Here is a 24,018-nt window from a genome sequence, read left to right as displayed (position 1 = left end):
ACAACAAACAGCACCCGAATATTTAGTACCCGGTATTCTGTACCAGGTTTGGATTAGCTAATTGATTATCAGGAATGGCAAACAGCAGATATTTAGGATTGTCGGTTGGTTTTTCCTGCCATGGCGTCAAGAACTTGCCAAACCGGATCAGGTCTTCCCTTCTCATCCCTTCCCAGAAAAATTCACGTCCGCGTTCATCCAGCAAATTATCTAGCGTTAAACTGCTCAGTGCACTTGCGCCCCTAACTCCTCTTAACGTATTAACGATAGTAAGTGCTTCTCCGCTCAATCCGGTTCTGAGCTGCGCTTCGGCCTTCATCATCAGCACATCTGCATAACGGTAATAAACCCAGTCGTTTTCTGCTAAATTGGTAGATACATTGGCATAGTCAATTGGATATTTGATTACCCTTACACCTGCTACTTCAAGGTGATTTGGATCACGTTCAATTAAGCTTACCTCCGGCGTAAAAATCAGGTTATTTCCCCTGCGGTCTTTTAGCAAAGCGCCGGTTTGATCTACTTGCTGACCAATCAAAAAACCGGCCTTAACGCCAGAAACATTGGTTACACCAGGATAGGCACCACCCAAGCGGGTATCAGTAGATTCAAATTTATTATAAAAATCAGACAGGGTAGAAAATCCATTATTACCCGGAGGGTTCTGGTTATAATGCAACGGTGCAATCCACATATCTTTTACTAATCCCGCATCTACCCCTCCAATATTTTGTGCAGTAAATATGTTTTCTGTAGACAGGGTATTATTTGCAGGGGCAAAATTATCGTAATAATTGGTTGTTAATTTATACTTGCCGCTATTGATAATTCCATCAGCCAGGGAAATCACTTTAGCCATATCTGCCGGATCAAAAGTAGGGCTCGCACGATTTAAAAAAACGCCCTTATTCAGGTAACACTTCATCAGCAGCACATTTGCCGCATCCTTTGTGGCGTTATAATTTGGCCCATCGGGTAAATCAGGAAGTATCGCTGTAAGTTCTGAAGTCAGGTAAGTCATTTCTTCAGGGCCCTTTCTCACCTTCGAAGGCTGGGTAATATCTTCTCCCGGATTCCGGTAAGGCACTTGCCCCCAGCCATTGAGAATAGAAAACTGCGCAAACGCACGAAGAAACCTTGCCTGTGCAGCCTGCATAGGACTCGGATTAAACTGCAAAACATTGGTACTTACATAACTTACGCTATTCAGATCGGTAAAGGTCTGGGCCATCCTGGCGTGGTCTGGCGCCCAAAGATGGAGAAAAAGCTCACGCCAGGCACCATTATCATCCCAGTCGCCCCCTCTGGTTGGAACGATAGCTTCATCAGAAGTAAATTCCTGAAGGGCCCACCATTCCCATGGTCCCTGGTAAGGGGCACGCATAGCGGTATAACTTGCATTCAAAAGAGAAGCAACATTACCTGAAGAAACTCCCTGGTTTCCAATCTGGCCATTGAGTTTCTCATCCAGTTTTGTACAGCCGGAAAAAGAAAGTATCAAAATAGCAAAAGCTATTGTATATCTGTTTTTCATATGTTTCTATATTAAATTAGAGAGAAAAGTTTACACCCACATTAAACGTTCTGGCCGTAGGATAAGGAACATATTCAATGCCCGCAGAAGGTACTCCGCTTATTCCTTTGTCTACATTTACCTCAGGGTCAAACCCGGTATATTTAGTGATCACAAACAAGTTCTGTCCGTTTACAAAAACATTCATTGCTTTGATTGACCTGCCCAGATTTCCTACGGTATAAGCTATAGTAGCATTCGCTAATTTCACATAACTGCCATTTTCAATATATCTTGATGAAGCTGCAATAGGATTGGCCAGAGACTCCTGCACAGATGAATTGAGCAGGTCTGCCGATACATTTTTTCCGGTTCCCAGATTGGCAATCGGCAGTACCGAATTGGCGGTATTGTTATATATTTTCTGCCCTAATGATCCGTTGAAATTTGCCGTGAAAGACACCTTTTTATAGCGTACATTGGCGTTAAAACCCAGAATTACACTCGGATTCGGATTACCTACATAATAATAAGTATATCCATCATTCGTATATTTGGAGAACCCGGTAGCATCCAATCCGTTATACTGCCTGGTTACCATAGCAAACAGAGGTAGTCCTGCCTGAATCACTTCCAGGGTTACATTACTTAAACCCTGACCGCTCAGCGCACCTGTTCTGATAATGCCCGGAACGTTGGTCACCCTGTTTTTAATGAAAGTAGCATTCCCTCCCAGCGAAAAAGACAGCTCTTTTTTATCGATGATATTGGCATTCAGGGTAATCTCTGCCCCCTTGTTGATAATTTGTCCGGGAAGGTTTACCCAGGTCACCGTTACCCCTGCATTGGCCGGCACCAGGGGTATCTGCGGAAAAAGCAGATCTGTAGTTGTCTTGTGAAAATAATCTACTGTTCCTGTAATCCGATTATGGAAAAAACCAAAATCGGCACCAATATTGGTTTGGGCATCAGATTGCCATTTCAGCTTTTTATTTTCATTGTTCACCCCCGTCAGTGCCTGCGCACCGTTGGAATAATTGATATCATATCTTGCCTGTGCAGACCCTGAGGGGAACTCCTGGTTACCTGTTTTTCCATAACCCGCCCTGATCTTCAGTTGGTCAAGCCAGGATACATCACGCAGAAAACTTTCATTTTTAATATTCCATGCCGCAGCGAAAGAAGGGAAATAACCATAACGGTTATCGGAACCGAACTTCGTAGAACCATCTGCCCTGAATGTTGCTGTCAATAGGTACTTACTGTCATAATTGAAGATGGCCCTGGCAAAATAAGACTGTAATTGTGTTTTGGGATCATTATAGGAAGCCATTGTACGGTTGGCCGGAGCAGTGGCCTGAAACGCATCCGTATAATCTACATCAATATCTCCAAATCCCTTGGCCGTGCTATTCTGTCCCTTGTTGATGTAATTGGTATACTCATATCCAACTACTGCATTCAGGTTTAGCTTATTAATAATCTCTTTATTGAAATTCAGCGTATTGGTGAACTGCTGGGTGATGAGTTCAGTATTCGAATAACTGGCGTAGCCACCCAGGAAATCACCATCTGCCTGTATACCCTGCAAATTGAGATAACTTCTGGTTGAAGACCTCCTGATACCAGTGCTATAGTTGATACTGGCCAGCATGCGGTATTCTAACCAGGGGGTGATCTTATAATAAGGAGAAACACTGCCCAGAATAGTGGATACGGTAGATTTATCACTTGATGCCTGCGACATCGCCACGGGATTGATGGTGGTAGATCCTTTTTCAATAAATACAGATCCATCTGCATTATAAAGGGGGCGCGTTGGGTTCCATGATAAGGCCTGACTGATCAAACTGCCTGTAAAACCTGCATCAGTGGTAATCGGTGGTATATTCTCTGTATACTGGTTACTGATCAGGCTTACATCCAATCCCAGTTTTTTACTATTCAGAAATTTAAAATTCCCATTAAAAGAACCGCTGTATTTCTTAAAATCGGTTTTAACGATAATGCCCTGCTGATCCTGGTAACCGAATGACGCCCTGTACGTATTTCCATTACTGCCACCGCTAATGCCCACTGAATAATTCTGGCTGTAGCCCGTGCGGGTTATGGCATCCATAGCATTCACATTACCGCCATAATCACCTGTTGTCAACCCGTACTTCTTTAAGGCTGCACGGTACTGATCACCATCCAGTACATCAATCTGTTTGGCAATATTACTTATACCGGCAGTTGCACTAAAATCTATTTTGGTATCTCCGCTTTGCCCTCTTTTAGTAGTGATCAGTACAACTCCGTAGGCTGCCCTCGACCCGTAAATTGCTGTAGCTGAAGCATCTTTTAATATCTCCATGCTGGCAATATCAGATGGGTTAATAAAATTCAAAGGATTTCCTGCCGGGGAAGTCCCAATACCACCACTATTGGATGGCCTGGCCGATCTGCCATCAAGGGCTACACCATCAACAATATATAAAGGCTGCCCGGTACCGGTCATGGCGGTGTTTCCTCTTATTCTTACCGTTGAAGCGCCGCCCGGCTGCCCGCTGTCATTGATCATTTGCACACCGGCAACCTTTCCCTGTATTAACTGGTCTGGGGCGGTGAGCGGCCCCTTATTAAAATCTTTTTCAGAGATGGTTACTGCAGCACCGGTTAGGTCGCTCTTTTTTACGGATGCATAACCTACAACATTCACTGCTTCCAGATCGGTCCCTGAATGTAAAACGATATTGATAGTTGTTCTGCCACCAATAGTTACAGTTTGTGATTGAAGCCCCACGTAACTAAACGTCAGCTCCTTTGCCGAAGGCGGAACAGTAATCGTATACTTTCCGTTAGCATCAGTAAGCGCTCTCACAGCAGTTCCTGTAACTGTTACCGTAACCCCGATAAGGGTATTATTTTCATTGTCTGATACCGTTCCGTGCACCGTAGACTGACCGTGGACTGATAAGTTAAAGAGCAATAAAGTGAAAAAAAAGGCAACTGATTTTTGCAACAGAAAGGCTTTAATCTTACACGAAAAGACAAGCCACTTTTTTTGTGGTAAAGACTCGTTCATAGGAATTTGGTTGGTAAAGCCAATTTAGAGTGAAATAACAATCCCGACTATTGATTTAGTACCAATAATCATCAATTAATTTTTGGGACATTTGTCCCTATTGCGACTTTATTTTTCACATAACTTGACAAACACATTGACAGGCTAATGATATGGAAAATGAAATCTATACCGGTAAACCAGATTATACCAAGTATGAACTGCAGCAAAAACCCCAGCATGAACTCTCCTTGCTGGTAATTAATCAGGATAAACACCTGATGGATTTTCTAAAAGAAAATCTTAAAATGAAATATGAGGTTTTTACGGCCAACAATACCAATGAAGGTAATGCTGCCGTTTTAGAAATGATACCTGACCTGATCATGATCTCTGCCGACTTCCCTGAAGGAGAAGGGTTTGAACTGACTTCCAGGCTTAAGGATGGCGATAAGACCGGCCATATTCCTATTATCATGACAGCGGTAGACGGAAATGAAAAACAACAGATCAAGGCCATGAAAAATTTAGCCGATGCTTTTCTCAGGCTGCCTGTTCACCCTATGGTTTTAAAAGAAAGCATCACCAGCCTGCTTTGGAACCGCCGCTTGTTAAAAAACAGGTATTCCAGTGATCTGCCCCTTAAAAAAAGGAGTACCAGCATCACCAGGGCAGATAAATTATTTATCAATGAGTTCACCAGTTATATTGAAAGAAATCTGGAAAATGAACATCTGTATGTGCAGGATATTGCTCACGACCTGGGAATTTCCAGAATGCAGTTGTTCCGGAAAACTAAGGAAATATTTAATTGCAGCATCAACAATTACATTCTGGACAGAAGGTTAAAAAAGGCTAAACATCTGCTGGCTAATGAAGACATGAGTATTTCACAAGTCACCTATAGCATTGGTTTCTCTACACCTACCTACTTTTCTGCTGTCTTCAAAGCTAAATACAATTGTACCCCTACCGATTTTAAGAAGAATATATGCCTTTAAAATTGGCTTTTGAGATCATCTTCTATACCTTGTGTATTCATTAATAGCAATAAACACATTGTATATGAATAAAGAACCTTCAGTGATTTGTTTTGGAGAAATTCTATGGGATAACCTTCCCGACGGCAGAACGGCCGGCGGTGCGCCAATGAATGTTGCCTATCACCTGAATACCATTGGAGCAACCAGCCAGTTGATTAGCCGCATAGGCCACGACCAGCCAGGGGCTCAGCTCAAAAACTTTTGTCATCAGATCAGCTTACCCACTGCACTGATACAAACCGATCAGCTTCATCCTACCAGTGAGGTAAATGCCAAAATTATGGCTAACCATGAAGTGGTCTATGATATTGTATTAAATGTAGCCTGGGATTATATCAGTTATGAACCCCACCTGGGCGATCTGGCAGGAACTGCCGATGCTTTTGTGTTTGGCAGCTTGTCTGCGAGAAATACAACCTCCAGAGAAACCCTGCTGCACATCCTGGACTCAGCAAAATTCAAAATCTTTGATGTCAATATCCGGGCACCACATTACTCAAAAGAAATACTAGCCCTGTTGCTGCAGCGGGCAAACGTTCTTAAACTCAATAATGATGAGCTGGAACTATTGACTGCACTATTTTATAAAAAAGGAGTGGCTGAATCTGAGGGTATAAAATTTATCCAGCAAGAATTTTACATTCCGGAAATTATCATTACCAAAGGCAGTGAAGGAGCAAGTTATTATGACATGGATACAGCCATACACCGCAAAGCCTACCCGGTAAAGGTTGCAGATACTATTGGGGCCGGAGACTCCTTTCTGGCGGCTTTTATCTATAAAAAACTAAAAGGAAAGGCTATAACTGAAGTACTGGATTATGCCCTTGGAATGGGTGCATTTATTGCCTCACAAAATGGTGCCTGCCCTGCTTATACCACCACCGATCTGGATAATTTCATTCACCAGCATAACAACTAATATAATTAAAATCCTATATTGAAAAAAAATTCCTGTCATCAATTATATTCAGGAACTCATAACTAAGTATAACCTAAATTTTTAAACATGTACCTACAGAAAGCAATCATGGCCTCCGTATTCATCGCAGGACTTGGATTTGTAAACGCAAATGCACAAGCTAAACATGAAGACACAGAGTTTTATACTCCAGTACCGATTAAAGTTACCCCGGGAAAAACATTTGCAGATGCACCTTCAGATGCAATTGTGCTGTTCAATGGAAAAAACCTTGATCAATGGGTAATGACGGACGACAGAACGCAGCCAGCTAAATGGATCGTATCAGATAACATACTCACCGTAGACAAAAAAACAGGCAACATTGAAACCAAACAATCTTTTGGTAACTATCAGTTGCACGTAGAATGGAGAGTGCCTCAAAACATTACGGGTGAAGGACAGGCAAGAGGAAACAGTGGTGTTTTCCTGGCTTCCATGGGTAAAGGCGATGCCGGTTATGAATTGCAGGTATTGGACAACTACGAGAACAAAACTTATACTAACGGTATGGCCGGCAGTATTTATAAACAAACTACCCCATTGGTAAACCCATCAAGAAAACAAGGAGAATGGCAAACTTATGACGTGATCTGGACCGCCCCAACTTTTAAGGCTGATAGTTCATTAAACACTCCAGCAAAAGTAACTGTATTCTTTAACGGAGTTTTGGTTCAGAACAACTTTATCCTGAAAGGCCCAACACAATATGTTGGTACCCCATCTTATACCAAAGCACATGGCCCGCTTCCAGTAAAACTGCAGGCACATGGTGATAAGAGCCAACCAGTAAGTTTCCGTAACATCTGGATCAGGGAACTTCCTTCCACCAACTAATTTAAGATATTGTCTCCTGATGATAGATCAGGAGACAATTATCAATCAGCTTAAAGCGCTGCCTGCTCTTGTATATTCTTTCTCAGATAAGTATTCCAATGACCATCTGGTACATGCAACTCCTTTTCAAATATTTCTTTTAAGGTAGTATATTGCATTAATCGTTTAAGACCGGTTAAACCTTCTTTTTTAAACACCATACTGCAAATCATCGCGTTGATAGCACCTCCGGGATTGGTATAAGTATCCGTATACCAGAAATCATCAAGTTTATTCAAATCAGCTTCAGGATGATGTTGTAAATACTCATTAACCCTCTTCAAGTGCCAGTTTAAGGGATGCCCCATACTGCCGGCCATAGTAACTACCAATCCCTCCTGTAAAGGAGAATTAGGATAAAGTGGATTTAAGTAAAGGTGTGCAACTTCATGAAAATAATTCTCTCCTAATCCACCGCAAAACACCTGGTTATCCCTGATATCAGACATACCGGATGGTTTATCCCGGTTACCCATCAGAATGTTATAATCGAATCCGCGTAATTTAATAAGCTCCTCATTGGTATCAGCAAAATAATACCTGACCTGAATTGGTTTTAACGACCAATCTTTTTCCAGTTTAGCAATCTGAAAACACAGGCTATCTGCCCTTATGGTATTGAAAGTATGATAAGCTGGATAATAAAAAGTGATATTACGTACCTTCTTCATCTTCCAGCTCGCAGAATTTATCTTTAAGGCACTTATAAAATATGGTTTTTTAAACTGATCAAAGGCTACATAGTGATTTGTAATACATATTGTGGATATATTCTTCAGGGAATCAACATAACCAAACTGGGTTTTTATCTGAATATATTTTGGGCCTGGCCTTACATATAATATAGTTGGGGTATAACCCAATCCATAAAGGGGATAATCATTGATACCATACATCAGCTGATCCGGAACTTTTCGTTGCTGAAGTTCCTCAGCCGACCAGTAGGCAGACATCTCCGGAAGTTTGCGATGCTTAAAAGCCGCGAAATAACTATTGTAAAATACTAATGCCTGCTTAACTTCCACTACGCTAGTATCTACTGCCCCCATATTTAAATAGATCTGGGCTTTGCTATTGATGGCAAATAGAAAAAAGAATAAAATCAATACATATCTTTTCATGAAGACTAGTGTTTTAACCAACTGGATGGAATATCCTGCGGCTGAGCGCCATTCAAACTATATTTCAACTTCAGGGTATAACCTCCCCCGCCTTCTATAAAATCAAGGCCGATGGGCTGTAATCCTTTTTTCAACGCTACCTGTCCGCTTTTCTCAAACGGCCCATGCGGTCCGTCATTATCAACCACTTCACGGCCGGCTATGTTTAATATACCGCCATCATCACAGTTCAAAAAGAAACTATAAATACCATCCTGGGGAATATCCAGATAACCCTGGTATTTTAAGCCAAAACTTGGTGCTTTAACCTGTTTAGGGACAGCAACGCTATCTACAGTAATCACTTCGCCGGCTTTACCAGCCATTAAACGCGAACTTTTGTAAGAACCCGGATAATAATTACACAATAAACCCGGTTTAGCGGTAAATGTGGCTACAGGCACAGCCAAGTCCTGTTGTTTATAATGCAGATCATACACATCACCTCTTCTGCCCATCGGCGTAAAAGCCGCCAGTTTAACAAAGGTATTCTTGCTAATTACCAGCGGGCCATTCAATACAGCAGAAGTGCTTTTCGGCAAACTTCCATCAGTAGTATAACGAAGTGTGAGGTTAGCTATTGGTTTTTGAGGGTTCAGTATCGCCTGATCGGTAAAAACATTCTGCTCTACCAAACCTGAAATATCTGCCAGGCGATAACTCACATTTAAGGCATCCAGACGGGGGAAATTCATCTTTAACCTTTCCATATAACCTTCATAATCCTTTTTGTTTGTCCATAACACCTCTGCCAAAGCAGTCATCCTTGGGAAAACCATATAATCGGCGCGGTTTTCTGTTGGAATCTTCTCCGACCAGGTATTGGCCTGTGCACCTACAATATTTCTGGCCTCTTTAGCCGTTAACTTTGCAGGAATAGGATTAAAATGATACACTGCATTGAGGGAATTACGATCAGGCTCATTGTCAAAATAAAGCGGGTCTCCGGGCGACATCACCACGAGGTTACCATTCTTACCGGCTTTTATCGGTGCATCAGGAACCCAGCTTCTCCAATACATCACCATGGCCGTAGGGCTGATGCCATCTTCCAGAATCTCGTCCCATCCAATCAGCTTTCTGCCTTTAGCATTGAAGAACTTCTCCATCCGGTTGATAAAATAACTTTGCAGCTGGGCAGTAGTTTTAATATTTTCTTTCTCCATTAGGGTTTTACAGCTATCTGCTATTGCCCATGAACTACGGTCTACTTCATCGCCACCAATATGAATATACTGACTTGGAAAAATAGCCATGATCTCTGTAAATACATTCTGGGCAAACTCAAAAGTAGTTTCCTTGCAGGGACAAATGGGTGTAGTAAATAACGGCCCCCATTTATTTTCTCCGTTACTGGTTAAAAAGGGATAACTATTTATCGCTGCCATCATGTGGCCGGGCATATCAATTTCCGGGATAATATCAATGTGTCTGGCCAGGGCATAAGCCACTACACCTTTCATCTCTACCTGGGTGTAAAACCCTCCATACAGTGTTTTTCCATTTTTATGAATGATATGTTTAGGATCAATTACAAAATCAGGATTTGTTTTTGACCTTTTCATACACACCGTATCCTGGTTGTTAAACGTGCGCCATGCTCCTTCCTCTGTTAATTTAGGATACTTTTTTATCTCTATTCTCCAGCCCTGATCATCTGTTAAATGTAAATGGAACTTATTGAACTTGTATAAGGCCATTAGATCAATAAACTTTTTCAAATAAGCTACAGAGAAGAAATGTCGTGAAACATCCAGGTGCATACCGCGCCAGGCATAGGCCGGCTGATCGGCAATGGAAACACCAGGAAGGGAAATCTTCTTCAACAACACGCGACTGTGTTCATCAGCGGGAAGTAGCTGTCTGATCGTTTCTACCCCTCTGAACATACCAGCTGGTTCTTTTGCCGCCAAAACTATTTTATTACTGGTGATAGTTAAGTTATAACCTTCTGGCGAGGTAACGGAAGCATCATATTTCAACACAATGTTATGCTCTTCTGTAACTCCTTTTTTCAGCGGTTTACCCAGATAACCCTGTAAAAGCAGGTTCAGTTGTACTGATTCATTATCAAAACGGCGACTGGCAGAAACAATTTTAGTATCAGCTGTCAATGCAAAAGCACCTTTCCCGGGTGTAAGGGAAGTAGGGTAAGGAATCAATGGAAATTTAGGATTTACTTCCTGGGCAAAAGTGGCGAAAGTAAGCCCGCAGCCCAATAACAAAACGAGGCCGCCAGATTTAAAATAGGGTTTTTTATTCATGTTGTGGTTATGCAAATGGCATAAGCCCATCTTTTGTCAATAAAGGATGAGCTTATGCCAATTTTTTTAAAGGTAATTTAGTACACGTGGCGCTCAGCAGCGCTTCTTTTGATCAACTCGTCTTTAGTGATATTAATTTGCTTGCCTATTTGTTTTCCATTACGGTAGGTTACAGCATAAATCTGCGTAGCCCCCGTTGGAAAATTCAACACTGATCCGTCGTATTTTGCAGCATGCAAATCGGGTACCGTACTGTCAAACGTATAATAAATATCAAGTCCTGCTACTTCGGTACTCATCGTCAGTGATAAATCCTCACTACCATGTTTCGATGGTTTAAAGGTTACGTTATAACAGCTTTTCGCATAATTGATATCCGCAGCATCCAGCCTCGCAAAATCATACTCCAGCCGGCTAAAGAAATCCGGCCAGTTCTTTTTGGTTTTAGGGCTCCAGTATACTTCAGCTAAAGCGATGGAACGCGGCCATATCATATATTCCATATGCCTGTAGGTGGGCACAGACTCTGTCCACAGGTTACCCTGCCCGCCAAGGATTAGCTTTTCATCAATACCTGTAGGTACAGGTTCAAAGTTATAACTGTCACTCAGCTTGCAAAGTCCGTAAGTATCCGGCTCGGCTGATGGTTCTCCCTGGTAGAGATCCAGGTACACATAATCCCAGGGCGTCATCACTACCTGATGTCCCTGTTTAGCGGCTTCAATCCCGCCGTTCATTCCCCTCCAGCTCATTACCGTTGCTGACGGGGCCAGTCCGCCTTGTAAAATTTCATCCCAGCCAATCAGCTTTTTACCTTTCGACTGCAGGATTTTTTCCAATCTTTTAACAAAATAACTTTGTAACTCTTCTACATTTTTAAGCCCTTTACTGGCCATTAATTTCTGGCAGGCAGGGTTCTTTTCCCAATAACCTTTATAAGCTTCGTCTCCTCCAATATGGATGTAGGGACAAGGGAACAGCTTAGCCACTTCTGTAAATATTTTATCGAGGGTTTTATATACTTCTTCATTAGAAGGATCAAGGGAATTATCGTCCTGGGGAGAAGTTCTCCAGCCAGAATTTACGCTGTACTGTTTTTTGGTACTGCTCAGGCCAGGATAAGTAGTAATCAAAGCCAAACTATGGCCGGGCACATCAATTTCGGGTAATACGGTGATATATCTGTCCTGTGCATATTTTACAATTTCTTTAATCTCTTCCTGGGTGTAAAAACCTCCGTAAGTTGATTTTTCATTGGCCAGTGCCGGAAGGAAAGTACCCCATCTGCCTGTTCTTTTTACGCTCCAGGCCCCTTTTTGAGTCAATTCAGGCAAACTCTTAATTTCAATTCTCCATCCCTGATCATCTGTCAGGTGCCAGTGAAAGGTGTTGTATTTATACTTCACCATCTCATCAATAAAACTTTCTACTTCCTGTTTGTTAAAAAAATGACGGCTTACATCCAGCATTAGCCCTCTCCAGCCGAAGCGGGGATAATCAGTAATTTCAACTGAAGGGATAGTCCAGTTTACATTGTTAACCGCAGTTTTAGCTGCTATATCCGGAGGAAGTAACTGGATAATGGTTTGTAATCCATAAAATGCGCCCGCAGCTGTATTGGCTGTCAAAGTGATGTTTTCCGGGCTAACACTCAATTTATACCCTTCTTTACCAATTGATGTATCTGCCCGTTGATTGATCACAACAGTCATCTTTTTAGTTCCGCCGGCATGGTTAAGGTCTATACCGGTAGTTTTTTGAATCTTCTGGCTAAACCACTTTAAACTCTGCTGTAATTGCTTGTCACCGGATTTAGTGGTAAGGGAAACATTTTTGTCCAGTAAAAATTCTCCGCTTTGTTCCTTAACAGAAACCGGTTCTGGAATAAGGTGGATCCTTCCGCCATCAGCAGCCATTGTTTGCAAAGCGATAGTGGAAACAAAAAGCAATAAGAGGATATTTTTTTTGATTTTTCTCATATCAAAATAGGTTGTTTGGTGTGGTTTAGGTAAAGATTTATAGATTAATCTCTCAATTGCCTAAGATAACACTTGTTTTTTTAGCAATCGCACATCAGAGGCAAGTAATATGTAGCATTATTGATAAAAATACAACCACTATTTTGAAATTATCATAAAACAGAAATGCCGGCAAGCCGGCATTTCTGTTTTATGATAAAAATTAAATTGTGATATAAAAAAAGAGACTATTCATCAAATGAGCAGTTACTTTTTAAATATTTAAACTTTTTTAGGAGGAAGATCAAACGCGATAGCTTCATGCTCAAAATGCCCGTTATGTGCACCATCGCAAAAAGGTTTATTTTTTGAAAGACCACAACGGCAGATAGAAAGTACTGTTCTTCCCTGAAGTCCGTATGTATCGCCATTTCTATCAACGATTTCAAAATCGCCTTCTATTTTCACTGATCCGTTATTATTGATAGTAAGTTTTGTTTTCGACATGTATTTGTTTTGTTTGACCACAAAATTATAACAATACTGTAAAAAGCCAGCATCTGATGTTTATTTAGAAACATTCCTTAAATCAGGATGCCGGGAAATTATCCCACAAAAAAAGGAGCATCTTTTGGAAACTCCCTTCTTTTTATTTCTCTATTATTTTTTTAAGAGAACTATAGTTAATTAGATAACTTGACAGTGATGTTTACAAGATCATTAATCTTGGATTAACTTTCTTTTGCATACCTGATGGCATAACTCCCTTCACCTGATCGGCATGCTTAAATGATGCTGATGCAGTACTGTCCTGATTTTGCAATTGGCCTCCAATAAATAAGGCTTCTTGAGGGAATTTTTCGCTGGTGCTCTGAACTTTGATCTGGTCTTTCATGATATACGGATTTTCATGTTTAGAACAATGGCAATGCCATAAAGTTTTCAAAAAATAAAAAATAATTACTAAATCGTTTATATACTTAAAATTAACCAAATATATTTTTCAGGTTATCTCTTTTAGTAAAGATTTCTTATTTTTAGCAGCTCATGAATCAGGATAAAAAGGACTTAAAAAAGGACATCTTTATCAAATGGATCAAACGAATCGGCGTTTGGGGGTTCCTTTTCTTTTTAGCGAAAGGACTCTTATGGCTTGCCCTGGGCTACTGGATTGTCAAATAGGTTAGAGAAAAAACGCCTATTGCAGACATCTCTTCTCTAACCGTTCCTATTAAAAATACCCTCGTTGGCTGGTCGGCCAAAATTGGTTTTGTTTAGCCTTAGTGGAAAAGGCTGGTAAAGGGTATCGTAGCAAAATATTACGCTTTAGCAGGTTTAACAGCTTTAGCACCAAAACATTCTTCTTTGATCTTTTCCAGAATGGCCTTTGTTTCTTCAAAACTGGTATGGTGATAACCATGCATTCCCATTCTTGTTGCGGTTTCTGCCTGGAATATCCTGTCATCGAAATAGTAACACTGGCTTGGGCTGGCCTGTGCGATACCCAAAGCTAAGGTGAATATATTTGGATCAGGTTTACGCATTTTCACATCACAGGAAGAAACGAAAGCATCAAAACACTCATGCAGTTTAAATTTCTTTACCCTATAGCTGTTCAGCTCCCTTCCTTCGTTGTTAATGGAAATAATCCTGAATCCTGAATCTTTTTTCCAGGCTTTAAGCCATTTTAACAAACCTGGTAACTCAATTGATCTGGAAAACATAAACTCTTTAAAATCTTCACGTGTAAACTCTCTCGGATGATTAAAGATTACCGTATCCAGGTACTGGTCTAAAGTAATCGTACCAATTTCAAAAACGTTAAACACATAACCATGCAATGTATTCAGTTCATCATAATCCAAACCAAATTTCTGTGCAGCCAATTTACGGGAATCGTTTCCCCATCCATTGGTTAATAAAACGCCACCGATATCAAAAAAAATAATTTTAGGTTCTGTATGTTCCATAGTATTTAATATATGCAGATTTAATAATCGTAAACATAGCTAATTACCGCCAAAATCCCCTTTTTTTTATTATTGCTTAGTCACGTGAGTGAAATTTTTCATCGCGGTCTCCAGGTCGGCCGCCTCTTTCGCCTTTCCCGCTACGGTATAATAGTTTAATAAACCTACATAAGCCTTTAGGTGATAAGGGTTTTGTGTAATGGCCATCCTATAACTTTCAGCACTTTGAACGGCTAAAGACTGGGCTTCCTGTAATTTAGCTTTTGTGTAAAAATAATCGGAAAGATAATAAGGATCACCGCTTGTTTTCAAGGTAGACAGCACCACTTTTGCCTGGTCATATTTTTGCACCTGGGTTAACAAACGGACATATCTTAGTTTATCACCTTCTCTAACCACTGTTTTACCAGATAAAAACGGCGCCAGGTAAAACTCTACGCTATCCTTCTGCCCTAAATCTTGAAATAACGCTGCAATCCTCAGGTTATAATCCGAGCGTGCATTCCCTGAAGCATTTAAAATACGCTGCGCTTCACTGATTGTTGCAATGGCTTCTTTGTATTTCCCCTCTCCTTCTAAAGCATCGGCATAATAATTCCGGTATTCATAATGCTGCGGTTTTTGCAACACCAAATGTTTTAATACAGTAACGGAGGCAGTATCTTTTAGTTCGGCCCTCAATACAGCTGCAAAGGCTGTTGCATCATCCCGCTGATCTCTCAGATAAGTTGATACCGTAGCCCCGGTTTTTCCATACTCATCAGCAGTTTTAATAGCTTCAGCAATCTGTCCGTTATCGCGGTAAGCATAACGCAGGGTACCGTTTAACGCCGCCAGTTCCTGGAAATCATTTTCCAGCCGGATAGATTTTTTAAGATAATCTGCCTGTAGCGTAACTGATGATGGTATACCGATATTGGTGGTTTGTGCACGTATGGCTTCCATAGCCGCGTAAGTAGCATAAATTGGCGCATAGGTAGAATCTACTGCCTTTGCTTTTTTCAGCCAGTTTTCAGCACCTTCAAAATTAAGCACCTGCAGTTTAAGGTTTGCTTCCTGCAGGTAAACGGGCAGGTATTTCTGGTCATAAACCAATGCCGTATCCAGGTAACTTGTTGCCAGTTTAATATCCTTTTGTGCTACACTCTGACTTTTATTCAAATAAACCTCAGACCAATTACTGGCCATCGCCTGCTGGTCTCCCGCCAGGTAAGCGCGTTCTTTAGTCACTAAACGATCTATAAAGGCATACATTTCAGGATCTTTAGTTTTCAGGTCGTTAGTGGTGTTCATCGACTTAAAATCCAGCGGATGCACCTTTACCGGTTCAAAATAGGCCGGGTAAGTTTGTGCAAAATATTCATGTTCATTGTTCTGCGAATAATAATCAAGCATTCTTTTTTCCTTCATCGCTTTATAATAATGCGCACGTATTTCCCTCTTTTCAGCATCGGTAAGTACGGTGGTATGAAAAAGGTGTGTATACTCATGAAGGATCACATTGCGTTCCTGAAAAGCACCACGTTCTACGTATTCTATAGCGGCGGCACCACTTCCTACACCTCTGATGTCCATCCACTGACGGTTATCAAAAGTAGTCATGTACCTGAAAGATGGAGAATTCATCACAATAGCCAGATCCAAATGCAACGGCGGGATACGAAAAGTATTTCCCTGTTTAGACAGGAAAGGAAAGTAAACCACAGAAGTAAACAACTGGTTCCAAACCATTGCCTTTACAGTAGACCCTGGATAATAACTTACATCAGGAAACACCTTGGTAAAGTTGTACATATCTGTGATCTTAGTAGTTGCCAGCCTGTTGGTAATCGAGTCAAAGGCTGCCAGATAAGGGATACGCCTGGATTTGATCACTGCCGACAGACCATTGTGTGCCGGGCCATAGTGTTTTTTAATGGCCAGTATTTTGATAAACAATGCCTGGGCAGAATCCAGTCTTGTTGTTCTGTTCATATCAAATGCTATATAATAGATCGAAGCCCTGTGCATCAGAGGTAAAACGGAATGCGGATATAACCTGCCTACCTGCCTTGTTACTTCAATCGCATCATTCACCTGGTTTTTACGGACAAGGTTGTCTGCTTTTTCCAATGCTTTCCTTACGTCATCATCATCCTTCTCGGCATAATCTGCATAAGTTAAGTTGGTATGTCCATTGCCCCAGTGCCAGTTGGTTTGAAAATGCAGCGGATTTACGGCCAGGGCAATTTCCCATTGTGCAGCCATGGCGTTCATCTGTGTGGCATCTATCCTTCTCCAGATGGCGTATCCATAACTAAAGCGGGCGTCAGCATTATAGGGATCTATCGTTAGTGATTTTTTAAGCGGCTCTTCTGCAAGTTCAGGATGCTGGTTCCAAAAATAAACGTCAGCTTCCAGTAAGTAAGCACCAGCGCTGTTAACATTTTGAGATTCTACCTCTTTAGCCAGCTTTAAGGCTTCGTTATATTTTTTCTGCAGCAGCAGTGAACGGCCCAAAAGCAGCCTTGCGGCTTCATTTCCGGGAGCTATTTTTATGATGTTATTGCAGATAGATTCTGCCAAAGGTAAACGCCAGGCCTGGATTTCCAGGGTGGCCTTTAACAGCATTGCCTCCTGATTGGAAGGCTGATCTTTGAGTACACCATTAACCAGCTGTTCTGCGGATTTAAATTCATTATGCAGGATGAGTTCTTCTGCTTTGAGCAGCTTATAATCTGCTTTTGGTTTTTTATTAGCTGCAATAATCCTTGCTGCGTCTGCCCACAAACCGAGCTGAAGCATCTTGTGTACTTTATTTGCTTCTACCCTTCCCTTTTTAGTGCTTTGAAGTAATTCAGCTTGTAGTTCTTTTAAATGCCTGGTTGCTGCCGCAGTGCTATCCGGAGATATAGTCTGCGCTTTTGAGCTTATAGTGGTTAGCAAGGCAAGGCCAAAAAAAGGTAGATAGAATTTATTCAATATCATATTTAATAAGAGGTATAATAAACGGTGAGGTAAATTTAACTTTACCCGGCTGTAATAATATACATTTATTGTTCAATACTTACCTAATATTATCAATATGGGCCTAAATTGAAGGGAATCACCTGTAAAAAAACTGTGGCAAAAAAAATGCGACCTTATCATATTTAAAAATACGAACGGCCAATTCTGTGTGATTGGTATGTTTGGTTGAAAATTCAAATAGTAGCTTTGTGATACAGATTCTTCACTAAATCATTCTGACTTAACAACATCTAAAGATAACGAAGGGAACCTGATTATGATTTTTTGATTAAGTTGTCGATGATGACAGACATCTTTTCTTCAAAATTATCCGCAACACCAATAAAGGCACTTGATATTTTTCCTTCCTGATCAATGAAGTAAAACGTAGGGCCGGCTGTCATATGGTACAATTTGGCTACATCACCTCCATTGGGATAAACTTGATTGCTGATATGTTGACTTTCTTTAAACTCTGTTACTAGTTTCTTACTATCTCTATCGCTGATACTTAAAATTACAAAGTTTTTATTTTTATACTTTTTGTCAAGTTTATCCAAAGGGGCTAAAGTTTGCATACAAGCGCCGCAGCCGACAAAGAAAAAATCCAGTAATACGATTTTACCCTTAAATTGTGATAATGAAGTTTTTTTACCATCAGAATCATATAATGTAAAATCAGGAGCAACTTTACCTGATGCTAATAAAACAACCTGCTCATTAGGTTTTTGTTTAGCCGGATGAAATTCTTCTGGAATAGCAAAATAAGCCAGGTTGACGTTATCCTGATCCATCTTGTAATTAAAATAAAATTCATCTGCATAGTAATTTGTCACTTCTTTTCCATAACCACTAGACCTTGCGCGGATCACTATTCCAACAGGTAAATCAGTCACCTTGTTGATAAAAAGATGCCTTCTAACGTACAAATGATCTTTGTTTACAATGGTATCCATCGTATTAAAAACCAAATGATAACAATTAATTGAATTAATGATGGTATCGGCTGATTGTATAAGTTTAGCTGGATGTTCCTTTGAAAAGGTTTTCATGTAATTTAATTCGCCTGGCAATGAACGGCTAAAATCCTCTGCCTGTGCATTTTTCCTTTGGCTGGTATAATAAGTACTATCTTTAGGATACAATGCGGTAAATTTTTTTCCATCATATTGTTCTATTGAAGGAACTTTCATGTCACCGAAGCTGCTCTCCAATCTAAAAACATACCCTAGTTCTTTTTCTTCGGGTGTTTTTAATAAAAGAAATTTACTATTGAATATTGAGGTATCACCAAATGCCTCTTTCAGTTTATAAACATATTGATAACTAAAATTTTTATAGCTTTCAAGTTTATCCACGGTGCTTTGAAGTATAACAACCTGAGCATTTGCATTTAAACTGGATAAAATAGATCCCAGGCAAATGAGTAACTTAATTAGTTTCTTTAAGTTCATTATAAGAGGTTTTATGTAATGGCTTCAGGAAGTTAAAAAAATATAACCGGATACAAGTGTTAAATTACGTTAAAGCTAATTTAAATGTGCTTTTTAAATTTCTTCATTTTTTTAGACGTACAGATGACGATGATCAAAAGGTGTTTTCTACGTCCTCATTTTCCAACAGCTTTTCTTTCATATATTCCAGATCAGCCATCAGATCATTTAGCTTTGACACTTCTTTCCTCAGTTTTTTAATCCAGAACCACCCGGTAATCCCAAAAATATAAACTGTGATTATGGCCAGAGCTGTGAATTTAAAAGTCGTAGTTCTATGACTGCTCCAGGTATACATCACCAGCGCCAACCAAATTAACACGGTATGTACCCAAATATATTTCATAATGATATTACGCTGCCAGTTCAGTTTTCTAATATGGTAGCTGATGAAGTGAATACTGGAAACCTCAAAGTTTTCTTTTTTAAAGGCATAACTCTTCCAGGATATAAGGCAAATAATAAACATTAAAAGGTTTAAGGAGCCAATACTAACCTTAAATGGCCACCCAAATTCATGATTATGGGAAATATATAACCACGTCAATGTAATCACTGCGGCCAAACAGCCGAGACTCAAAATGATATTAGATCTGAGCAACTTTCGCTGTCGAATTTGCCACTTGCTTTTCTGTTCAGATAGTTTATATGAATCAACATTTGCGTTAACAGGCTGGGCTTGCCAGCTTTCCTGTAGGTCTTTAAAATTCATATTCTGTATTTAATTGCATGAGTTTAAGCAAGCGTCCCTTGATACGATTTATCTTAACACCTACATGGTTGTTTCCCGTTATTTCGGCAATTTCTTTATAGCTCTTATCCTCTAGTACCAGCGAGATGATTAACCGGTCTTGTGGTTCTAACAGACTTATACAATATCTCATTTTATCCAATTGTTGTTCCTGCTCAATTTTTATGGAAAGTGTTTCCTCAAAGGGTGTATGAATAATGTCTGGTAGTGTTATGTGTTCCTTATTTTTGTTTTTTCTGTTAAAATTAATAGCTGAGTTAACTGCAATACGATATACCCAGGTACTCACTTTAGACTTGCCTTTAAAATTTTGGACATTTTTCCACAACTGGAACAAAATATCCTGGTAGAGATCGTCAGCATATGTAATATCATAAAGGTATGCCCGGCAGATCCGATAGATACTAGCATGATTATTCTTAATTAATTCGTTGAATTCCTCTTCGTGTTTATTGAGCATGAAAGATTTTAGTTCCGTAAAATTATTTTGTCATCTAGTCTTATTTATAACATTAGTCAAGACAATGTTCATTTTATTACATCTACAATTATTTTAGAGATGATGTCAGATTAATAATCTTTGACAAAGTACGGCTGGTTTGACAATTATCAATTTGTTTGTATTGATTTTAAAAATTAAACCGGACTATTTTTTTTGAGATTATTGACTTAGTTTATTACTTTCTGACTGTTATGCAGGAAGAAAGAGCGGCCATCAATCAGCAAAATGTATAGCCACAAATTGATTATAAATTTTAATGATGTAACTATCGAAAAACATGATTTCATGTACCGAGGTCTTATCTTTACATTTACGACATGATTAAAGGATTATTTGAAACACATATCGATGTTGAAGATTTAGAAAGATCAGTTGATTTCTATAAAAATGTAATGGGCTTAACCCCCTGTTATTATGAAGAAGGCAGAAGAATTGCTTTCTTTTGGGTTGGACCACCGAAAGGAGCCATGCTTGGCCTATGGGAGAAACCAAAAGATAAGGTTTGCGTCAGACATTTTGCATTTCGCTGCGAGGTGGATGATGTCTTAAATAAATCAATCGCTTTTTTGAAAGCAAACAACCTACAACCTTATAACTTTTTGAAGAGCGATGACTTAGCACCGATGGTTTTTGCATGGATGCCTGCCATAGCCATTTATTTTAACGACCCTGATGGAAATTCGTTGGAATATATCGCTATTTTAGACGGTGAAGCCAAACCTGAGTTAGGTGTTATCTCATACGACGACTGGCTGAATAGCATTTAGGAAAAGTCATTGAAGGCCGCAAAAAAGAATGTAAGAGCTGAGCTTATAATTATCATGGCCCGCATCCCGCCACCCCATTGAAACAGAAGTCTAATTCTGGTAAAACCCTTTAAACGTCATAGTTTAGAGGGTTTTTTATTATTGGAAGATCCTATCGATAACCTACACCATACGTTTCGTACCACACTCCATAAAATTATTTTTTTTCAAAATGAGTCAGGGTAAATGTTTTACAGCGTGTCATGACTGAAATAAAAACAATATGCAACCCATACCCAATACTTTCACAGATCCAGGTTTTGTAAAGCCTAAAAATTATAATCGCCTGGACAATTTCTTTATCCACCTTATCCGCGATGAAAGAGACTTGCCTTTCATTTATTTTACAATCAAGATTATCCTGTTCCTGGTTCCATACGCGGTGTTACTGTACAGCAACTTACTAATTGGGTGGTATTTGCTGGCTGCGGCCGTCATTTACATGATAATGAATGCCGCTTTTTTCATTGGCCGGTTTGCACTGATGTTTCATTGCACCGCTCACCGAACTTTATTTAAAAAGCAATATAATTATCTAAACTATCTGCTCCCCTACTTACTCGCTCCCTTTTTCGGGCATATGGCTGATACCTACTATGCGCATCATATCGGTATGCACCATGCCGAAAATAACCTTCGGGACGACGAAAGTTCCACCATGCCCTACCAACGTGATTCGCTAAAAAACTTCTTGTTGTACCTGGGAAAGTTTATGATTATGGGGATATATGACATTGCTGCCTATTTCAAAAAGAGAAACCGCAAAAAATTAATGTATAGTGCTGTACGCGGAGAAATCCTGTTTATAGTTGTTACTTTAGTTTTGTGCTGCTTTAACAGGCCGGCTACCCTCTGTGTATTTATTTTTCCCTATTTCTTTTACCGGCTGACTGCTATGCTCGGTAACTGGGCGCAACATGCGTTTATAGATCCTACAGATCCCGGCAATTCTTTTAAAAACAGCTTCACCTGTATCAACAGTACATACAACTGGCAATGCTGGAACGACGGATACCATATCTCGCATCATTTAAAACCAACAATGCACTGGACAGAACACCCGGCTAATTTCCAAATGACAGTAAACAGTTATATAGATAATAACGCGGTTGTCTTTATTAAGATAGATATCATGATGGTAGCAGTGTTCCTGCTCGCAAAGCGATATGATCTGCTGGCAAGAAATTTTGTGAACATCGGGAACCGATTTGCCTCAGACGAATATGTTATTGCGCTTTTAAAGGAAAGAACTGCGCGTTTTACTAATTACTAAAAGTTCAATACGCAAGCGGTATAAAAGGATAGGGTACCAAATCCTTCTTAACATCCTTTAAGAAGATTTTCTTTTCAAGGAAATCAAATTCAACACAAAAAAATCATGAAAAAGTATCTATATATTATCCTTTTGATGTTCCTTGCAACATCGCTGCATGCACAAAGTTCTGAATCCACTCCGGAGGAGAAGGTCGTTCCCAAATTGATCACTAATGAATTTCCAGCAACACGCACTTTGGATGTCCAGTTCGATCAATTTGGTGATACCCATTACAAATCTGAATATCGTGGTCAATCTTACGAAACGGGCGACCTAAAAAGTCAGAACAGGTTAAAAGTAGCGTTCAACTTACCGCTCATCGAGAAGAAAAATTGGACCCTAAGTACCTCTTTCCGTTATAAATATGAACAGGTATCTTTTGATAATATAAATGTCCCTTCCGGAGGCATGCCCGTTGTTGCACAACGTGACGAGTTGAGCTTTCATTATATTCTTGGGTCTTTAAACTACACGCGAAACGATCAATTATTCGGAACAACATTTACCTCCAACTTTAGTGGTTTTGGAGATGCCTCTTTCAAAAGCTTTGGTCGTTTTAACGCTACTTATATAGGATCGCTTGTCCTTAAAAATGATACCCAAACAAGAATGACAGCAGGGATTATTTTACAGACCAACCCGAATAGCATATCCCCAATATTACCAAGCTTTTCCTATGATCACAGATTTTCAGACTCTCTCTGGGAGTTGGATGTCATCTTACCTAAGCAGATTTACCTAAGGCGTAAGATATTGAAAAACGATCGTTTGTCTTTGGGGACAGAGTTCGTGGGAGAACAATATTATTTTAATTCTAATTTTCAAGGCCCCGAAAAGGTTTATAACTATAATCGAAATGAGTTAAAATCTGGGTTATTGTACGAGTACAGGATTACTCACCGCTTTACAGGTTTATTTAAAACCGGATGGAATAAACCACTTCATGGCACAATTCGTGAACGTGGGGAAACGGACAGGATCGTTGTTACGAAATATGATCCTAACTTTTATTTCAACTTTGGGATATCCTTTAACTTGATGAAATAGTGTTCTATTGAATAGAATAAAAATTTTGCAACAGGGCCAGGCAAATCATATTCTGTGTTCACAAGTTTCATGCTCATCAAAAACATTGAGTTAGTGGCGTAAGGAACAGAAATTATAAATAACAGATAACAATCATATGAAACTTTTAAGAAAAGTAAAAAATGAAGTCATTAGATTATTTTTAACAGTGGATTTAATTACAGCGGGGGTTGGCTTTGTACAACTGACAGCAAAAGACCTATTCATTTCCGGTGAATATGTTTATCTTGAAAACGTTTAATGAATAATAATGAAGTAATGAACGATTTGCTGTTCAGCAATGAGG

19 protein-coding genes are annotated in these 24,018 nt (G+C 39.8%); 7 read left to right on the top strand and 12 right to left on the bottom strand.

Translation table 11 applies throughout. From position 1 onward, the window contains the following. Nucleotides 1-22: 22 nt before the first annotated feature. Both GSQ84_RS24730 and GSQ84_RS24725 read right to left on the bottom strand, forming a co-directional pair. The gene (locus tag GSQ84_RS24730) at nucleotides 23-1,534 is read right to left on the bottom strand and encodes a RagB/SusD family nutrient uptake outer membrane protein (RefSeq protein WP_158800048.1); all 1,512 of its coding nucleotides are present in this window, start codon (nucleotides 1,532-1,534) and stop codon (nucleotides 23-25) included. Between the two features lie 16 nt (nucleotides 1,535-1,550). Then, a complete protein-coding gene (locus tag GSQ84_RS24725; protein WP_158800047.1) occupies nucleotides 1,551-4,580 on the bottom strand; it encodes a SusC/RagA family TonB-linked outer membrane protein in 3,030 nt (1,009 codons plus the stop codon). A gap of 152 nt (nucleotides 4,581-4,732) precedes the next feature. On the opposite strand from GSQ84_RS24725, the gene GSQ84_RS24720 reads away from it, so the two are divergent. The 3 genes from GSQ84_RS24720 (at nucleotide 4,733) to GSQ84_RS24710 (ending at nucleotide 7,400) form a co-directional block, all read left to right on the top strand. Beyond that, the gene (locus GSQ84_RS24720; protein WP_158800046.1) at nucleotides 4,733-5,560 is read left to right on the top strand and encodes a DNA-binding response regulator; all 828 of its coding nucleotides are present in this window, start codon (nucleotides 4,733-4,735) and stop codon (nucleotides 5,558-5,560) included. A gap of 64 nt (nucleotides 5,561-5,624) precedes the next feature. Beyond that, a complete protein-coding gene (locus tag GSQ84_RS24715; protein ID WP_158800045.1) occupies nucleotides 5,625-6,524 on the top strand; it encodes a carbohydrate kinase in 900 nt (299 codons plus the stop codon). A gap of 87 nt (nucleotides 6,525-6,611) precedes the next feature. Continuing rightward, the gene (locus tag GSQ84_RS24710) at nucleotides 6,612-7,400 is read left to right on the top strand and encodes a DUF1080 domain-containing protein (RefSeq protein ID WP_158800044.1); all 789 of its coding nucleotides are present in this window, start codon (nucleotides 6,612-6,614) and stop codon (nucleotides 7,398-7,400) included. Nucleotides 7,401-7,450: 50 nt separating this feature from the next. On the opposite strand, the gene GSQ84_RS24705 is transcribed toward GSQ84_RS24710, so the two are convergent. The 10 genes from GSQ84_RS24705 to GSQ84_RS24660 all read right to left on the bottom strand — a co-directional run bounded on the left by GSQ84_RS24705 (nucleotide 7,451) and on the right by GSQ84_RS24660 (nucleotide 20,483). Beyond that, complete coding sequence (locus GSQ84_RS24705; RefSeq protein WP_158800043.1) at nucleotides 7,451-8,560, bottom strand: hypothetical protein; 1,110 nt, start codon at nucleotides 8,558-8,560, stop codon at nucleotides 7,451-7,453. A 5-nt stretch (nucleotides 8,561-8,565) separates the two neighbouring features. Beyond that, entirely contained in the window at nucleotides 8,566-10,863 is a 2,298-nt protein-coding gene (locus GSQ84_RS24700; RefSeq protein ID WP_158800042.1) for a family 20 glycosylhydrolase, read from the bottom strand. 77 nt (nucleotides 10,864-10,940) lie between these two features. Next, on the bottom strand, nucleotides 10,941-12,842 hold the full coding sequence (locus GSQ84_RS24695; protein ID WP_158800041.1) for a beta-N-acetylhexosaminidase: 1,902 nt from the start codon (nucleotides 12,840-12,842) through the stop codon (nucleotides 10,941-10,943). 261 nt (nucleotides 12,843-13,103) lie between these two features. Continuing rightward, nucleotides 13,104-13,328: a CDGSH iron-sulfur domain-containing protein gene (locus tag GSQ84_RS24690; protein ID WP_108157071.1), complete on the bottom strand. Its 225-nt coding sequence runs from the start codon at nucleotides 13,326-13,328 to the stop codon at nucleotides 13,104-13,106. A 202-nt stretch (nucleotides 13,329-13,530) separates the two neighbouring features. Further along, entirely contained in the window at nucleotides 13,531-13,716 is a 186-nt protein-coding gene (locus GSQ84_RS24685; RefSeq protein WP_158800040.1) for a hypothetical protein, read from the bottom strand. Nucleotides 13,717-14,140: 424 nt separating this feature from the next. Next, the gene (locus GSQ84_RS24680; protein ID WP_158800039.1) at nucleotides 14,141-14,791 is read right to left on the bottom strand and encodes an HAD family hydrolase; all 651 of its coding nucleotides are present in this window, start codon (nucleotides 14,789-14,791) and stop codon (nucleotides 14,141-14,143) included. 69 nt (nucleotides 14,792-14,860) lie between these two features. Beyond that, nucleotides 14,861-17,758 (bottom strand): tetratricopeptide repeat protein, encoded by a 2,898-nt coding sequence (locus tag GSQ84_RS24675; RefSeq protein WP_158800038.1) that lies wholly within the window; start codon nucleotides 17,756-17,758, stop codon nucleotides 14,861-14,863. Between the two features lie 296 nt (nucleotides 17,759-18,054). Beyond that, nucleotides 18,055-19,233: a peroxiredoxin gene (locus GSQ84_RS24670; protein WP_158800037.1), complete on the bottom strand. Its 1,179-nt coding sequence runs from the start codon at nucleotides 19,231-19,233 to the stop codon at nucleotides 18,055-18,057. 133 nt (nucleotides 19,234-19,366) lie between these two features. Further along, nucleotides 19,367-19,741 carry a hypothetical protein gene (locus tag GSQ84_RS27950; protein WP_216849027.1) on the bottom strand — a complete coding sequence of 125 codons (375 nt, stop codon included), beginning with the start codon at nucleotides 19,739-19,741 and terminating at the stop codon, nucleotides 19,367-19,369. A 232-nt stretch (nucleotides 19,742-19,973) separates the two neighbouring features. After that, nucleotides 19,974-20,483 (bottom strand): RNA polymerase sigma factor, encoded by a 510-nt coding sequence (locus GSQ84_RS24660; RefSeq protein ID WP_158800035.1) that lies wholly within the window; start codon nucleotides 20,481-20,483, stop codon nucleotides 19,974-19,976. A 359-nt stretch (nucleotides 20,484-20,842) separates the two neighbouring features. Between GSQ84_RS24660 and GSQ84_RS24655 the strand changes: the two genes are divergently transcribed. From GSQ84_RS24655 to GSQ84_RS24640, 4 genes are all read left to right on the top strand, one after another. Beyond that, complete coding sequence (locus GSQ84_RS24655; RefSeq protein WP_158800034.1) at nucleotides 20,843-21,292, top strand: VOC family protein; 450 nt, start codon at nucleotides 20,843-20,845, stop codon at nucleotides 21,290-21,292. Between the two features lie 262 nt (nucleotides 21,293-21,554). Next, a complete protein-coding gene (locus tag GSQ84_RS24650; RefSeq protein ID WP_158800033.1) occupies nucleotides 21,555-22,604 on the top strand; it encodes a fatty acid desaturase in 1,050 nt (349 codons plus the stop codon). 105 nt (nucleotides 22,605-22,709) lie between these two features. Further along, nucleotides 22,710-23,693, top strand: a complete 984-nt coding sequence (locus tag GSQ84_RS24645) for a hypothetical protein (protein WP_158800032.1) — start codon at nucleotides 22,710-22,712, stop codon at nucleotides 23,691-23,693. Nucleotides 23,694-23,829: 136 nt separating this feature from the next. Beyond that, on the top strand, nucleotides 23,830-23,973 hold the full coding sequence (locus GSQ84_RS24640; RefSeq protein ID WP_158800031.1) for a hypothetical protein: 144 nt from the start codon (nucleotides 23,830-23,832) through the stop codon (nucleotides 23,971-23,973). Nucleotides 23,974-24,018: the final 45 nt, after the last annotated feature.

This window comes from Pedobacter sp. L105, from assembly GCF_009765875.1.
Classification (GTDB): domain Bacteria; phylum Bacteroidota; class Bacteroidia; order Sphingobacteriales; family Sphingobacteriaceae; genus Pedobacter.
This window is presented reverse-complemented; position numbering and strand designations above follow the sequence as displayed.